This window comes from Sphingoaurantiacus capsulatus (assembly GCF_042648405.1).
Taxonomy (GTDB): domain Bacteria; phylum Pseudomonadota; class Alphaproteobacteria; order Sphingomonadales; family Sphingomonadaceae; genus Sphingoaurantiacus; species Sphingoaurantiacus capsulatus.
The window spans coordinates 301493-315283 of the sequence record NZ_JBHRXV010000004.1; the positions used below are offsets into that span (position 1 = coordinate 301493).

Genomic DNA, 13791 nt, shown 5'->3' on the forward strand with positions numbered 1-13791 from the left:
CGATCATGTCGGGGAGCGGCGGGGCGGCGGAGACGCCGCAACAGCTCAATGCGGCCGGCGTGCAGGCGCTGGGCAGCGGCGAGCCGGCGCGCGCCGCCGACTTCTTCCGCCGCGCCATCGCCGCCGACCCCCAGGCGCCGGCGCTGTGGCTGAACCTCGCCAAGGCGCAGCGCGAGCTGGGCGATGTCGAGGGCGAGCGGGCCGCGCTCAACAGCGCGCTCGCGGTCGATGCCCGCCACTTCATGGCGTTGCTGCGCCGCGCCGAACTGGAAGAGCGGCTCGGCGAGCTGGGGCAGGCCGCGGTCAGCTGGTCGGCGGTGCTGCAAGTCGCGCCGCCGCCCGACCAGCGGCCGCCGGCCCTCGCCGAGCTTCTCGACCACGGGCAGGCCTTCGTCACGCAACAGTGCGCCGCACTTGGCGCTGCCGTCGATGCCGGGCTCGCCGCCACGCGCGCCGCGGCGGGCGATGCCGAGCTGCGCCGCGTCGACGCCGCGATCGATGCGACGCTCGGCCGGCGGCGCATCTACACCAATGACTGCGCCGGGCTGCACTTCCCTTTCCTGCCGGCGGACGAATATTTCCCGCGCCGCCGCTTCCCGTGGATGGCCGAACTGGAAGCCGCGACCGACGCGATCCGCGCCGAGCTGGTCGACCTGCTGACCCACGGCGACGAGGGTTTCGTCCCCTATGTGTCGATGCCGCCGGGCGCGCCGCAGACCAAATGGACGCCGCTCGACAATTCGCTGGCGTGGGGCGCCTATTATCTCTGGAAATATGGCGAGCCGGTCGAGGCGGCGCTGAAGCGCTGCCCGGCGACCGCCGCAGCGCTCGCCAAAGTGCCGCGCGCCGAGCTGCCCGCCCGCGCGCCGACCGCCTTCTTCTCGGTGCTGCGCCCGCGCACGCACATCCCGCCGCATACCGGCGTCACCAACGTGCGCACCATCGTCCACCTGCCCCTGATCGTGCCGCCGGGCTGTCAGTTCCGGGTTGGCGGCGAGACGCGCGAATGGAAGGTCGGCGAGGCGTTCGGCTTCGACGATACCATCGAGCATGAGGCGTGGAACAACAGCGACGAGCTGCGCGCCGTGCTGATCCTCGACGTGTGGAACCCGCACCTGACCGAGATCGAGCAGAAGATGGTGCGCGAGTTCTTCCTGGTCGCCGACAGCAGCGGCCATGCGCCCGAGCGGCGCGAGGACTACGCGTCCTAAGGCTGCATCGGCGGGACGAGCAGCTGCGGATCGACGCGGACATCGCCCCAGCTCATCGCCCAGTGGAGGTGCGGCCCGGTCGCGCGGCCGGTCATGCCAATGGTGCCGACCGGCTGGCCCTGGCGCACCACGTCACCGACCTTCACATCGATGCGCGACAGGTGAAGGAAGCTCGAGAACAGCCGGTTGCCGTGATCGATGATCAGGAGATTGCCCTCGAGGCTGAACTTCGGTGGCGAGGCGAGGACGATGATGCCATCGGCGGGCGACGCGACCGGCGTACCGCTCGGCCGCGCGATATCGACGCCGGCATGCGGCGCGCGCGGCACGCCGCCGAGGATGCGCTGCGAACCGTAAACGCCGCTGATCCGGCCCGTCGCCGGCCAGGCGAAACGCTGCGTCCAGCCGATGGCGTCGCTCGTCGCCGAACGTGCGGTGGCGATGCGCGCGACTTCCGCGCTGCGCAGCTTTTCATATTCGGGATTGGGCGTGCTGCTCTGCGCGAGTTGCGGGATGCGCTCGATCCGCCAGTCACGCGGGCCAACTTTCAGCGCCTGCCGCACGCGGGTGCCATCGGCGAGGCGGGCTTCAACCAGCGCATCAGGAACCGCGTCGCGGCCGAAGCCGACGAGGAAGCGCCCCTGGGGATCGAGCCGTGTCGGCTTGCCGTCGAGCGTCACCGACACCGCGCCCGCCGGCGCCTGGCCGACGGCGAGGCCGCCCTGCACGATCGCGCCGCGGAAATCGAAGCTGCCGTCGAGGATGCGCTCGACCGGCGGCGGAGGGGGTGGCGGCGCGGGTGGCGCGACCGGTTCAGCGGCGGGCGCCGTGCAGGCGGCGAGCGCCGTCAGCGCGGCGATCGCCAGAGAACGGGTCAAAGCTGTCCCTTGGCGCGCGCCTCGGCATAGCGTGTCGCCGCGACCTCGGCGTTGGAATAGGCCTCCTGCAGCTCGTGCGACCAGTAGCGCAGGTTGTTGATGCCGATGCGCTGGCCGGTGACGGCGCAGAGGACATGGTCACCCGCCGTCATCACCCGATAGCTTCCGGACAGATATTGCAGCCGCGCCACGCGGCCACCGCTCATGTTCAGCATTACAACAACTCTCCTTGCCGCCCTGCCGGACCCGCATCGCGCGGTCGCGGTGCCGGCTTCGGTGCGGAGCGCGGCGCCGCCGGCGCCTCGCCGGTGGTGACATCGACCTTGCCGTCGGCAAATTCGATGGTCAGCGCGCCCGCGGCGCGGGCTTCGTCTGCCCCGGTGATATAATGACCGTCGCCGCGCGTCACCACCGCATAGCCGCGCTGCAACGTCGCGCGCGGGTTGAGCGTCTCGGCGACACGGGCGACCGGATCGAAGGCATGGCGCTTGCGGCGCAGCAGATCGGCCATCGCGGCGTCGAGCTTCTGACCAAGCTGGGTGAGGTCGCGGGTGGCGTTCTTCAGCCCCTGCGTGAACAGCGCCGGGCGCAACGGCGCGGCGGCGCGTTCGTAGCGGACGCGCTGGCGCTGGGCATTGGCGCCGAGCGCGCGCGGCAGCCGGTCGGCGAGGTCGTCGAAGCGCTGCTGGCGGAGCGCGAACAGCGCGTGCGGGGTCGGCAGCCGCGCCGCCACCGCCTGCACCCGTTCGCCGAGCGCCGCCACGTCCTTCGACAGCGCGCGGTCGAGCCGGAGGCCGAGCGTGCCGACGGTGTAGATGAGGTCGTCGCGCACCGGCACCGCCATCTCGGCGGCGGCGGTGGGAGTCGGCGCGCGGCGGTCGGCAGCGAAGTCGCAGAGGGTGGTGTCGGTCTCATGGCCGACCGCGCTGATCGTCGGGATATCGGAGTCGGCGACGGCGCGGACGACGACTTCCTCGTTGAAGGCCCAGAGGTCCTCGATCGAGCCGCCGCCGCGCGCGACGATGAGGAGGTCGGGGCGCGGGATCGGCCCACCGGGCGGCAGCGCATTGAAGCCGCGTACCGCGCGCGCCACCTGCTCCGCCGCCCCCTCCCCCTGCACCAGCACCGGCCACACCAGCACATGGCGCGGGAAGCGGTCGGACAGGCGGTGGAGGATGTCGCGGATGACGGCGCCGGTCGGCGAGGTGACGACACCGATCACACCGGGCAGAAACGGCAGCGGCCGCTTGCGCTCGGCGGCGAACAGGCCTTCGGCGGCGAGCTTCGTCTTGCGTTGCTCGAGCAGCGCCATCAGCGCGCCGGCGCCGGCGGGCTCCATGCGTTCGATGATCAGCTGATATTTGGAGCGGCCGGGATAGGTGGTGAGCTTGCCGGTGGCGATCACCTCGAGGCCATCCTCGGGCCGGAAGCGCAGGGCGTTGGCCGGCCCTTTCCACATCACGCCGTCGAGCAGCGCATTCTCGTCCTTCAGGCACAGATAGACATGGCCCGAGGCGGCGACCTTCAGGCCGGAAATCTCGCCGCGCACGCGCACATGGCCGAACGCATCCTCGACGGTGCGCTTCAGGGCGTGGGCGATCTCGGAGACCGAGAACTCGGGCGTATTGGCAGGCGGCTGGGTCAATGTTGTCTCCGCTGTCCCCGCCCCTTACAACGCCGCGGCATCGAGCGGTAAGGGGTCAAGTGCCATGAACGTCCTGGTGATCGGCAGCGGGGGGCGCGAACATGCGCTCTGCTGGAAGCTTGCGCAGTCGCCGCGCCTCGGCAAGCTCTATTGCGCGCCCGGCAACGCCGGCATCGCGCAGGTCGCCGATCTCGTCACGCTCGACCCGGCCGACCATCAGGCGGTGGTCGCCTTCGCGCATGCCAACGACATCGGGCTGGTGGTGATCGGTCCCGAGCAGCCGCTGGTCGACGGCCTCGCCGATACCTTGCGCCGCGAGCATGTGAAGACCTTCGGGCCGTCGGCTGCCGCCGCCGAGCTGGAAGGGTCGAAGGGCTTCACCAAGGATTTGTGCTTCGCGCACGGCATCCCCACCGCCGCCTATGCCTGCTTCGAGGAGCTGGAGGAGGCGCGCAATTATGTGGCCGAGCAGCCGCTGCCCATCGTCATCAAGGCCGATGGGCTTGCCGCCGGCAAGGGCGTGGTGATCGCCGAGAGCTATGATGAGGCCGATGCGGCGCTGGTCATGATGTTCGAGGGCGGGCTCGGCGAGGCGGGCGCCAACGTCGTCATCGAGGAATTCATGACCGGCGAGGAGGCGAGCCTGTTCGCGCTGGTCGACGGCGCCACCGCCGTCGCCTTCGGCAGCGCGCAGGACCACAAGCGCGTCGGCGACGGCGACAAGGGCCCCAATACCGGCGGCATGGGCGCCTATTCGCCGGCGCCGGTGCTGACCCCCGAGCTGCAGGCGCGCGCGATGCGGGAGATCATCGAGCCGACCGCGCGAGCGATGGCGTCGGGCGGCAAGCCGTTCCACGGCGTGCTCTATGCCGGGCTGATGCTGACCGACGAGGGGCCGAAGCTGATCGAATACAACGCCCGCTTCGGCGACCCCGAATGCCAGGTGCTGATGGCGCGGCTCGACAGCGACCTGCTCGAACTGCTGCTCGCGGTGGCCGAGGGCGAGCTGTGGTCGATCGCGCCGAAGTGGAAGGATGAAACCGCGCTGCTCGTGGTCATGGCCGCCAACGGCTATCCGGGGCCGCCGAAGAAGGGCACCGAAATTCGCGGCATCGCCGAGGCCGAGGCGACGGGCGCGACCGTCTTCCATGCCGGCACCCGCGAAGAGGGCGGCAGGCTGCTTGCCGACGGCGGCCGGGTGCTCGGCATAACTGCTCTTGGTGACAGCGTGACCGCCGCACAGGCCCGCGCCTATGCTGCCGTCGACAAGATCGACTGGCCGGGCGGCTTCTGCCGCCGCGACATCGGCTGGCGGGCGGTTGAACGGGAGGCGTAATGGCGAGCAAGCAGGACCAGTTCTCGGGAACCGCCGAGGTCCGTGAGCAGCACCGCTTCGACGTGGGCGTGCTTCAGGAATGGATGGGCCAGAACGTCGAAGGCTTCGACGGCCCGCTGACGGTCGAGCAGTTCAAGGGCGGGCAATCGAACCCGACCTACAAGCTGATCACGCCCGCCAAGAACTATGTCATGCGCCGCAAGCCGCCGGGGATGCTGCTGAAATCGGCGCATGCCGTCGACCGCGAATATGCAGTGATCACCGCGCTCGGGAAGACCGGCTATCCGGTGGCGAACACCTATGCGCTCTGCACCGACGAAAGCGTCATCGGCACCTGGTTCTACATCATGGACTGCGTCGAGGGCCGGGTGATCTGGGACACCACCTTCCCCGAGGAGCCGCGCGAGAAGCGCCGCGCCTATTTCGACGCGATGAACAAGGGCATGGCCGACCTGCACAACACCGACTACGCCGCGATCGGCCTGTCGGACTTCGGCAAGCCCGGCAATTATTTCGCGCGGCAGATCGGCCGCTGGTCGAAGCAATATGTCGAAGACCCGGAGGCCGGGCGCTTCGACTCGATGGACAAGCTCGTCGAATGGCTGCCGGCAAACATTCCGGCGGGCGACGAGACCTCGATCGTCCACGGCGACTATCGCTGCGACAACATGATCTTCCACGCCAGCGAGCCGGTGGTGAACGCGGTGCTCGACTGGGAACTGTCGACGCTCGGCCACCCGCTCGCCGACTTCACCTACCATCTGATGATGTACCGGATGCCGCCGCAAGAAACCGCGGGGCTGACCGGGCGTGACCTCGACGCGCTGGGGCTGCCGAGCGAAGAGGAATATGTCGCCGACTATTGCCGCCGCACCGGCCGGCCCGACGGCATCCCCAACCTCGACTTCTACCTCGCCTACAACATGTTCCGGCTGGCCGGCATCATCCACGGCATCCGCGGCCGCGTGGTGCGCGGGACCGCGGCGAGCGCGCATGCCAAGGCGATGAGCGAGCGCGTGCAGCCGCTCGCCGACCTCGCCTGGCAGCAGGCGCTGAAGGCGCAGGGCAAGGCGTAGGCCGGGTTAGAGGTCGCCTTCGGTCGCCGGGCGCGGCAAGCAGGTGGCGATCACCTTGTCGACCTTGCGGCCATCCATGTCGACGACCTCGAAGCGCCACTGGCCGGCGGTGAAGGTCTCGCCGGTCTCCGGCAGGTGGCGGAGCTGATCGAGGACGAAGCCGGCGACGGTGTGGAAGTCGCGGTCGTCGTCGAAGTCGATGCCCAGCCGCTCGCCCATCTCATCGGCCTGCATCGAGCCCGACAGCAGCCACGAGCCATCCTCGCGCTCGACGGCGGGCGGATCGCTGCCGACATCGACGTCCGAGCGGAAGGCGCCGGCGATGGCGGCGAGCAGATCGGCGGGCGTCACGACGCCTTCGAAATGGCCGTATTCGTCGTGGACGAGCGCCATCGGCACTTCGGCATCGCGCAGCGCGGCCAGCGCGTCCATCGCGTCCATCAGGTCCGGGACCACCGCCACCGAGCGGGTGAGCGCGCGCAGATCGAGCGGCTTGCCCTCGAGCAGCGCCGCCAGCACGTCGCGCGCCTGGACGACGCCGATGATCTTGTCGACGGTGCCCTCGGCGATCGGCACCCGGCTGTGCGGCGTCGCCACCAGCCGTTCGCGCACCAACGCCTCGGGCGTGTCGGCGTCGAGCCAGTCGACTTCGCCGCGCGGCGTCATGACGGCGCGGATCGGCCGGTCGGCGAGCCGCATCACGCCTGAGATCATCGCGCGCTCGCTCTCCTCGATGACGCCGGCCGAGGTGGCCTCGGCGACGACGAGGTGGAGTTCTTCCGCCGTCACCTGGCTTTCGGATTCACGCTGGAGGCCGAGCAGGCGGAACACGAGGCCGATCGACTGGTCGAGCAGCCAGACCAGCGGCGCGCCGATCCAGGCGACCGCCGACATGACCGGCGCGACCATCGCCGCGATCGGCTCCGGATTGCGCAGCGCGAACTGCTTGGGGATCAGCTCGCCGACGATCAGCGAGAAATAAGTGGTCAGTGCGATGACGATGGCGAAGCCGACATCGGCGGAATTTTCCGCATCGAGACCGAGCCATTCGAGGCGCTGCGCGATCGGATCGGACAGCGTCGCGCCCGAATAGGCGCCGTTGACGATGCCGACGAGGGTGATGCCGATCTGAACGCTCGACAGGAAGCGGCCGGGATCCGACTGGAGGCGCAACGCCACGGTGGCACCGCGATTCTTCGCTTTCTCCAGGGCCTGGAGGCGGGGCTTGCGCGCAGAGACGATGGCCAGCTCGGACATCGCGAAGAAGCCGTTGAGCGCGATGAGCGCGAAGATGATCGCGACATCGAGCCAGGGAAAAGGGTGCATCAGGGTGTAAACGATCCCTCCGTTGTTCAGTCGCATGTATAAACGCTTGCCAAGCGATCGTGCAGCATCCGAAACGACCAGCCGATGGAAAAACTGTTTCACCTGATGCGCGGAAGCGGCGCACCGCCGCTGATGCTGGTCCATGGTTGGACCTGCGATCACAGCGCGATGGCGCCCGTTGCCGAGGCGTTTCCCGAGCATGAGGTGACGCTCGTCGATCTGCTCGGCCATGGCCGCAGCCCCAAGGCGACCGACTACAGCATCGAGGCGCAGGCCGCCGCCGCGCTGGCCGTCGCGCCGCCACGGGGGGTCTGGATCGGCCATTCGATGGGCGCGCAGGTCGCGATCGCCGCCGCGGTCGCCGCGCCGGAGCGGGTGGCGGCGCTGGTGCTGCTCGATCCCGCCTTCATCGCGCCGCACGAAAAGTCGCTGGCGTTCGGCGAAGGGATGCGGGTGCAGCTGGCGCGGGTCGATATCCCGTCGATGATCGAGGTGTTCGGCCGCAACCAGATCGTCGAAGCGAGCGACCCGGCGGCCGTCGAGGCGCTGGTGCAGGTGATGAAGGCGACCGATCCGGCGGTGACGCGCGCCGCCTGGGACGCGATCCTCGGCTGGGACGGCCGCGCCGCCATTGCCGCCGTCACCTGCCCGACATTGCTGATCGCTATCGACAAGGCGCTGAACCGGCCCGCCGACGTGGCGCGGCTCACCCCCCGCGTTTCGACCGCGCAGGTCGCGGGGTCGGGCCATATGGTGCAGTTCGAGGTGATGGATCAGGTCGCGGCGATGATCCGGCGCTTTCTCCATTTGAACCGCGCGGTCATCGCCGGTTAAGGCGATGCAGAGGAACAGGTGACCATGGCGCGGCGTATCAGTGCCCGTAACAACGAATTAACAGCCCTGGGAGGCAATATGCTCCGCAAGAACTTCATCATGAGCGCCGCGGCGATCGGCCTGCTGGCCTCGACCGCCGCCTGCACCACCGATCCGGTGACCGGCGAGAAGAAGATTTCCAAGGCCGCCATCGGCGCCGCGCTCGGCGCGGGCGCGGGCTTCCTCGCCGGTGACATCATCGGCGGCAAGGGCGACCGCACCGAGAAGATCGTCGGCGTCGGCATCGGCGCGATCGCCGGCGGCGCCATCGGCTCCTACATGGACAAGCAGGAGAAGGAACTGCGCGAGAAGACCGCCGGCACCGGCGTCGAGGTCGTGCGCCAGGGCGACGAGCTTCAGCTCAACATGCCCGCCGGCATCACCTTCGCCTTCGGCCAGTCGACGATCCAGCCGCAGTTCCAGGGCACGCTGAACCAGGTCGCCCAGACGCTGTCGCAGTATAATTCGACCTATATCGACGTGATCGGCCACACCGATTCGGTGGGCTCGGACGCCGCCAACCAGACGCTGTCCGAGCAGCGCGCCGCCTCGGTCGCCAACTATCTGTCGGGCCAGGGCGTCAACCGCGCCCGCATCGCGACGAGCGGCATGGGCGAATCGCAGCCGGTCGCCTCGAACGACACCGAGGTCGGCCGCGCGCAGAACCGCCGCGTCAACATCCGCGTCGTCCCGGTGACGCAGCAGGACGTCAGCGCGCGCTGATTTGACGGGAAGGGTGTTAAAGCCCTTCGGTTTCGTCATCCCGGCGAAGGCCGGTATCCATGCCCCGCTCGGTATGGATCCCGGCCTTCGCCGGAATGACGTGCTTTTTGGGGGTGTGCCGAGCCGAGGGCCGCGGCTAGCGCCGCTCGCGGAAGAAATCGCGGAGCAGCGTCGCCGCCTCCGCCTCGCCGATGCCGCCATAGACTTCGGGGCGGTGATGGCAGGTCGGATGCGCATAGATGCGCGGGCCATGATCGACGCCGCCGCCCTTGGGGTCGGGCGCCGCATAATAGAGCCGGCGCACCCGCGCGAAGCCGATGGCGGCGGCGCACATCGGGCACGGCTCAAGCGTCACATAGAGATCGCAGTCGATCAGCCGTTCGCTGCCGAGCACCGCGCCGGCGGCGCGGATGGCCAGCACCTCGGCATGCGCGGTCGGGTCGTTGCGTTCGCGGGTGCGGTTGCCGGCGCGGCCGAGGATGCTGCCGGCGGCATCGACGATCACCGCGCCGATCGGCACCTCGCCGCGCGCGCCGGCCGCCCGCGCTTCGTCGAACGCCACCGCCATCGCATTTGAACCCGGAAAGGCCATGCGCGCGAGGGTTAGCGTGGCCGGCCCAAAAGAAAAGGCCCGCGACGGGTGTCGCGGGCCTTCGCTCGTCCGCGCGTGAGCGCTTACTTCTGGGTCGTGCCGTCGTCGCCGGCCGGGCTGACCTCGACGGTCGGGAGCTTGATCTCCTCTTCCGTCGTCGACACGTCGACCTCGGGCAGCTCCACCGTCTCGGTCTTGGTGCCGACATCGATGTCGGCGGTCTCGACCTGAACCTCGGGCAGTTCGCCACCCTCGACGGCCACGGCGACCTCGGGGGTCCGTAGTTCGCCTTCGGCGTCGACGTTGAACAGGCCGAGCGCATAGGCGAGCACCGCCAGAACCGCGACGACCACGAGGATGATGACGACGGTGCGGCCACCGCCGCCACGCCGATCAAGTCCATCAGCCATGTATATTCCTCCCTGTCGGACGAACCGCACGGCTCGTCGTTGAACAGGGGCGTAACGTTCCTCGCGCCGCGATGGTTTCACCGCGGCGCGACGAACGGTGCGCTCGCCTTAGCTGGCGGCGGCCTGACGCGAGGCGCGCTTGCGCTCGTGCGGGTCGAGATGGACCTTGCGCAGGCGGATCGACTTCGGCGTCACCTCGACCAGCTCGTCCTCGTCGATGTAGGCGATCGCCTGCTCCAGCGTGAGGCGGCGCGGCGGGGTCAGCCGGATCGCGTCGTCCTTGCCACCCGAGGCGCGGAAGTTGGTCAGCTGCTTCGACTTCATCGGGTTGACCTCGAGGTCGTCGTCCTTGGCGTTTTCGCCGACGATCATGCCCTCGTAGAGAACCTCGCCCGGCGCCACCATCAGCACGCCGCGCTCCTCGAGCGGGCCGAGCGCATAGGCGTTGGCCTCGCCGGCGCCGTTCGAGATCAGCACGCCGTTGCGGCGGCCCTCGATACGGCCCTTGAAGGCGCCGTATTTCTCGAACAGCCGGTTCATGATGCCGGTGCCGCGGGTGTCCGACAGGAACTCGCCATGATAGCCGATCAGGCCGCGCGACGGCGCCGAGAAGCTGATGCGGATCTTGCCGCCGCCCGACGGGCGCATGTCGGTCATCTCGGCCTTCCGGGTCGCCATCTTCTCGACGACGGTGCCCGAATATTCCTCATCGACGTCGATGACGACGGTCTCGTACGGCTCCTGCCGGTTGCCGGCGTCATCGTTGCGATAGAGGACGCGCGGCCGGCTGATGCCGAGCTCGAAGCCCTCGCGGCGCATCGTCTCGATCAGCACGCCGAGCTGAAGCTCGCCGCGGCCGGCAACCTCGAAGCTGTCCTTGTCGGCCGATTCGGTGACCTTGATCGCCACGTTCGATTCCGCCTCGCGGAACAGGCGGTCGCGGATCATGCGCGAGGTGACCTTGGTGCCTTCGCGGCCCGCCATCGGCGAATCGTTGACGGCAAAGCGCATCGACAGCGTCGGCGGATCGATCGGCTGCGCCTTCAGCGGCTCGGTGACGCCCGGCTCGGCGATGGTGTTGGCGACGGTGGCGTTGGTGAGGCCGGCGATCGAGATGATGTCGCCTGCCTGCGCCTCGTCGACCGGCACGCGCTCCAGCCCGCGGAACGCCAGCACCTTCGAGGCGCGGCCGGTCTCGACGATGTTGCCGTCGGCATCGAGCACCTGGATCGGCGCGTTGACCTTGATCGAGCCCGAGAAGATCAGGCCGGTGAGGATGCGCCCCAAGAAGTTGTCGCGGTCGAGCAGCGTCACCAGGAACTTGAACGGGCCATTGGGGTCGGCCTTCGGGGCCGGGACGTGGCCGACGATCGCCTTGAACATCGGCGTCAGGTCGCCCTCGCGCACGTCGGGGTTGTCGCCGGCATAGCCGTTGCGGCCCGAGGCGAAGATCACCGGGAAGTCGAGCTGCTCGTCGGTGGCGTCGAGGCTGACGAACAGGTCGAACACCTCGTCGAGCACTTCCTGCGCGCGGGCGTCCGACCGGTCGATCTTGTTGACAACGACGATCGGGCGGAGGCCCAACGCCAGCGCCTTGCCGGTGACGAACTTGGTCTGCGGCATCGCGCCTTCGGCAGCGTCGACCAGCAGGATGACGCCGTCGACCATCGACAGGATGCGCTCCACCTCGCCGCCGAAGTCGGCGTGGCCGGGCGTGTCGACGATGTTGATGCGCGTGCCTTCCCACTCGATCGAGGTGCACTTGGCGAGAATGGTGATCCCGCGCTCCTTTTCGAGGTCGTTCGAGTCCATCGCGCGCTCGGCCACCCGCTGGTTGTCGCGGAAGGTGCCCGACTGGCGGAAAAGCTGGTCGACGAGCGTGGTCTTGCCGTGGTCGACGTGCGCGATGATCGCGATGTTGCGCAGGTTCATGTCTAGCCCTGAGTAAGAAAAGAGCCGGGCACCTTCGCGGCCCCGGCTGATCGGGGGCGCATATAGTCGATTTGATGCACTGCAACAAGGCGAGCCGTCGCCCATAATGGTCGCATCGGTCGAGATACGCGACGCATGCCCTTCCGCCAGTGGATCGGCCGACCGAACCGCGCCTTAAGTAACTACTGGATGGGCCGGGCGATTTAGCATAAGCTGATCGACGTTCTGAGAGGGAGACTGAGGGATGGTCCGTCTGTTCGCCGCCGCGTTGCTCGCCACCGTTGCGACCGCCGCCACCGCCGCCGAGCCGCAGAAGCCGGCGCCGGGCACGTCGTGGGCCAAGGTCACCTACACCGTCGGCAGCGATGGCGACGCGATGTCGTGCAAGGTGCTGGAGACCAATTTCGAGGATGTCGCCATGGGGCAGAATGTCTGCGCCACCATCCTGAAGAACTGGGAGTTCGAATCGAGCACCCGCGGCGAGACCGTGACGCAGTACGTCGTGGTGAAGCCATCGAAGAAGAAGACCTGAGTTTAGAATTAGGTGCGATCTGTCCCTCTCCCGCTTGCGGGAGAGGTTAGGTGAGGGTGTGCGAGCGATAGCGAGCCCTTCGGCCGCCGGTCACCCTCACCCTCCCACCGCCTCGCGGCGGGCCCCTCCCTCTCCCGCAAGCGGGCGAGGGGGGAATTTCGCTAGCTTTCGAAATTGCCGCCGCGGCCGGCGCCCGAGGCGAAGCGTGTCGCGCCTGACAGGGTTTCGCCGCTGCGGATGACCGCCAGCCCGCGCCGCGTCTCGTTGCGCAAGGCCGCGTCTTCCGTCAGCTCCCATTGCTCGATCGCCGACAGCCGGTCGTTCCTGAGGCAGAGCTGCGGGAAAGCGGCGATCGACGTTGCCAGCTCGATCGCCGCGTCGAGCGCGCCGCCTGGCGGGGCGACGCGGTTGGCGAGGCCGATGGCGAGCGCCTCCTCGGCGCCGACCGGACGGCCGGTGAGCAGCAGGTCCATCGCGCGGCTGTGGCCGATCAGCCGCGGCAGGCGCACCGTGCCCATGTCGATCAGCGGCACGCCGAAGCGGCGGCAAAAGATGCCGAAGGTCGCGTCGGCCGCCATGACGCGCAGGTCGCACCACACCGCCAGTTCCATGCCGCCCGCCACCGCATGACCTTCGATCGCGGCGATCACCGGTTTGCCGAGGCGTAGCCGCGTCGGGCCCATCGGCCCGAGCGAATCGAGGCCTTCCCCGGTGACGGCATTGCCGCCGCCCTCGCTCAGCGACTTGAGGTCGGCGCCGGCGCAGAAACTGCCGCCGCGCCCGGTGAGAATCGCGACGCTGGCCGTGTCATCGGCATCGAAGGCGCGGAAAGCGTCGTAGAGCGATTGCGCGGTGGCGCGGTCGACGGCGTTGCGGCGGTCGGGCCGGTCGATCGCGATGACCGTTACCGGCCCGTCGCGGTCGACCGCCACCGAACTCACTTCGGATAGACTTTCCGCCAGGCCGTCACCGCGACGCTCGCGAACAGCCCGGCGAGCGCATAGGGATCGGCGGCGGCGAAGGCGACCGCGTCCTTGCGTTCGGCGAAATCGATGATCAGCAGCGAGCCGATCGGCTTGCCCTCGAGATCGAGCAGCGGCCCGGCGACGAGCACGTCGTCGATGACGCTTTCGAGGTGGGCGAGATGGTCGGCCCGGGTGGCGATACGAAGCTCGACGCTGTCGGGCTTGTCGATGCAGTGGATGGCGAAGTGAGGCATATCGCACGCCACGCTAGGCGGTCGGCGCGGCTCGGTCT

The 13791-nt window shown here is 68.9% G+C and carries 15 protein-coding genes; 6 read left to right on the forward strand and 9 right to left on the reverse strand.

From position 1 onward, the window contains the following. Positions 1-5 precede the first annotated feature (5 nt). Positions 6-1211, forward strand: coding sequence for an aspartyl/asparaginyl beta-hydroxylase domain-containing protein (locus ACFOMD_RS06680; RefSeq protein WP_380858743.1), 1206 nt, complete (start codon positions 6-8; stop codon positions 1209-1211). Here ACFOMD_RS06680 and ACFOMD_RS06685 read toward each other — a convergent pair. From ACFOMD_RS06685 to xseA, 3 genes are read right to left on the reverse strand one after another with little or no spacing between them, the layout of a single operon-like run. Beyond that, positions 1208-2089: a M23 family metallopeptidase gene (locus ACFOMD_RS06685; protein ID WP_380858746.1), complete on the reverse strand. Its 882-nt coding sequence runs from the start codon at positions 2087-2089 to the stop codon at positions 1208-1210. The genes ACFOMD_RS06680 and ACFOMD_RS06685 overlap by 4 nt on opposite strands. Beyond that, the gene (locus tag ACFOMD_RS06690) at positions 2086-2304 is read right to left on the reverse strand and encodes a DUF2093 domain-containing protein (RefSeq protein WP_380858749.1); all 219 of its coding nucleotides are present in this window, start codon (positions 2302-2304) and stop codon (positions 2086-2088) included. The genes ACFOMD_RS06685 and ACFOMD_RS06690 overlap by 4 nt, the downstream gene beginning before the upstream one ends. Beyond that, positions 2304-3734, reverse strand: a complete 1431-nt coding sequence (gene xseA / locus ACFOMD_RS06695) for an exodeoxyribonuclease VII large subunit (RefSeq protein WP_380858752.1) — start codon at positions 3732-3734, stop codon at positions 2304-2306. Before xseA ends, ACFOMD_RS06690 begins: the two co-directional genes overlap by 1 nt. A 64-nt stretch (positions 3735-3798) precedes the next feature. On the opposite strand from xseA, the gene purD reads away from it, so the two are divergent. Together purD and ACFOMD_RS06705 are read left to right on the forward strand one after the other, a co-directional pair. Then, complete coding sequence (purD, locus tag ACFOMD_RS06700; protein ID WP_380858755.1) at positions 3799-5070, forward strand: phosphoribosylamine--glycine ligase; 1272 nt, start codon at positions 3799-3801, stop codon at positions 5068-5070. Then, positions 5070-6146 (forward strand): phosphotransferase, encoded by a 1077-nt coding sequence (locus ACFOMD_RS06705; RefSeq protein ID WP_380858758.1) that lies wholly within the window; start codon positions 5070-5072, stop codon positions 6144-6146. Before purD ends, ACFOMD_RS06705 begins: the two co-directional genes overlap by 1 nt. A 6-nt stretch (positions 6147-6152) precedes the next feature. Here the strand turns inward: ACFOMD_RS06705 and ACFOMD_RS06710 are convergent, their stop codons facing one another. Further along, complete coding sequence (locus ACFOMD_RS06710) at positions 6153-7472, reverse strand: hemolysin family protein (RefSeq protein ID WP_380858760.1); 1320 nt, start codon at positions 7470-7472, stop codon at positions 6153-6155. A gap of 84 nt (positions 7473-7556) precedes the next feature. Here ACFOMD_RS06710 and ACFOMD_RS06715 point away from each other — a divergent pair, with 84 nt between their 5' ends. Beyond that, a complete protein-coding gene (locus ACFOMD_RS06715; protein WP_380858763.1) occupies positions 7557-8306 on the forward strand; it encodes an alpha/beta fold hydrolase in 750 nt (249 codons plus the stop codon). 78 nt (positions 8307-8384) lie between these two features. After that, complete coding sequence (locus ACFOMD_RS06720; RefSeq protein WP_380858766.1) at positions 8385-9068, forward strand: OmpA family protein; 684 nt, start codon at positions 8385-8387, stop codon at positions 9066-9068. A 136-nt stretch (positions 9069-9204) separates the two neighbouring features. On the opposite strand, the gene ACFOMD_RS06725 is transcribed toward ACFOMD_RS06720, so the two are convergent. The 3 genes from ACFOMD_RS06725 to typA form a co-directional block, all read right to left on the reverse strand. After that, complete coding sequence (locus ACFOMD_RS06725) at positions 9205-9660, reverse strand: nucleoside deaminase (RefSeq protein WP_380858769.1); 456 nt, start codon at positions 9658-9660, stop codon at positions 9205-9207. Positions 9661-9743: 83 nt separating this feature from the next. Beyond that, complete coding sequence (locus ACFOMD_RS06730) at positions 9744-10070, reverse strand: hypothetical protein (RefSeq protein WP_380858772.1); 327 nt, start codon at positions 10068-10070, stop codon at positions 9744-9746. A 108-nt stretch (positions 10071-10178) separates the two neighbouring features. Next, positions 10179-12002, reverse strand: a complete 1824-nt coding sequence (gene typA, locus ACFOMD_RS06735; RefSeq protein WP_380858775.1) for a translational GTPase TypA — start codon at positions 12000-12002, stop codon at positions 10179-10181. Between the two features lie 244 nt (positions 12003-12246). On the opposite strand from typA, the gene ACFOMD_RS06740 reads away from it, so the two are divergent. Further along, positions 12247-12534: a hypothetical protein gene (locus tag ACFOMD_RS06740; RefSeq protein ID WP_380858777.1), complete on the forward strand. Its 288-nt coding sequence runs from the start codon at positions 12247-12249 to the stop codon at positions 12532-12534. A gap of 161 nt (positions 12535-12695) precedes the next feature. On the opposite strand, the gene ACFOMD_RS06745 is transcribed toward ACFOMD_RS06740, so the two are convergent. Further along, complete coding sequence (locus ACFOMD_RS06745) at positions 12696-13475, reverse strand: crotonase/enoyl-CoA hydratase family protein (protein WP_380858780.1); 780 nt, start codon at positions 13473-13475, stop codon at positions 12696-12698. Then, positions 13472-13753 (reverse strand): YciI family protein, encoded by a 282-nt coding sequence (locus ACFOMD_RS06750; RefSeq protein ID WP_380858783.1) that lies wholly within the window; start codon positions 13751-13753, stop codon positions 13472-13474. Before ACFOMD_RS06750 ends, ACFOMD_RS06745 begins: the two co-directional genes overlap by 4 nt. Between the last annotated feature and the right edge of the window lie 38 nt (positions 13754-13791).

Coding starts and splice junctions, on each gene's coding strand:
- ACFOMD_RS06680 (WP_380858743.1), top strand. CDS start 6: ATGTCGGGGAGCGGCGGGGCGGCGGAGACGCCGCAACAGCTCAATGCG.
- ACFOMD_RS06690 (WP_380858749.1), bottom strand. CDS start 2,304: ATGCTGAACATGAGCGGTGGCCGCGTGGCGCGGCTGCAATATCTGTCC.
- purD (WP_380858755.1), top strand. CDS start 3,799: ATGAACGTCCTGGTGATCGGCAGCGGGGGGCGCGAACATGCGCTCTGC.
- ACFOMD_RS06705 (WP_380858758.1), top strand. CDS start 5,070: ATGGCGAGCAAGCAGGACCAGTTCTCGGGAACCGCCGAGGTCCGTGAG.
- ACFOMD_RS06710 (WP_380858760.1), bottom strand. CDS start 7,472: ATGCACCCTTTTCCCTGGCTCGATGTCGCGATCATCTTCGCGCTCATC.
- ACFOMD_RS06715 (WP_380858763.1), top strand. CDS start 7,557: ATGGAAAAACTGTTTCACCTGATGCGCGGAAGCGGCGCACCGCCGCTG.
- ACFOMD_RS06720 (WP_380858766.1), top strand. CDS start 8,385: ATGCTCCGCAAGAACTTCATCATGAGCGCCGCGGCGATCGGCCTGCTG.
- ACFOMD_RS06725 (WP_380858769.1), bottom strand. CDS start 9,660: ATGGCCTTTCCGGGTTCAAATGCGATGGCGGTGGCGTTCGACGAAGCG.
- ACFOMD_RS06730 (WP_380858772.1), bottom strand. CDS start 10,070: ATGGCTGATGGACTTGATCGGCGTGGCGGCGGTGGCCGCACCGTCGTC.
- typA (WP_380858775.1), bottom strand. CDS start 12,002: ATGAACCTGCGCAACATCGCGATCATCGCGCACGTCGACCACGGCAAG.
- ACFOMD_RS06740 (WP_380858777.1), top strand. CDS start 12,247: ATGGTCCGTCTGTTCGCCGCCGCGTTGCTCGCCACCGTTGCGACCGCC.
- ACFOMD_RS06750 (WP_380858783.1), bottom strand. CDS start 13,753: ATGCCTCACTTCGCCATCCACTGCATCGACAAGCCCGACAGCGTCGAG.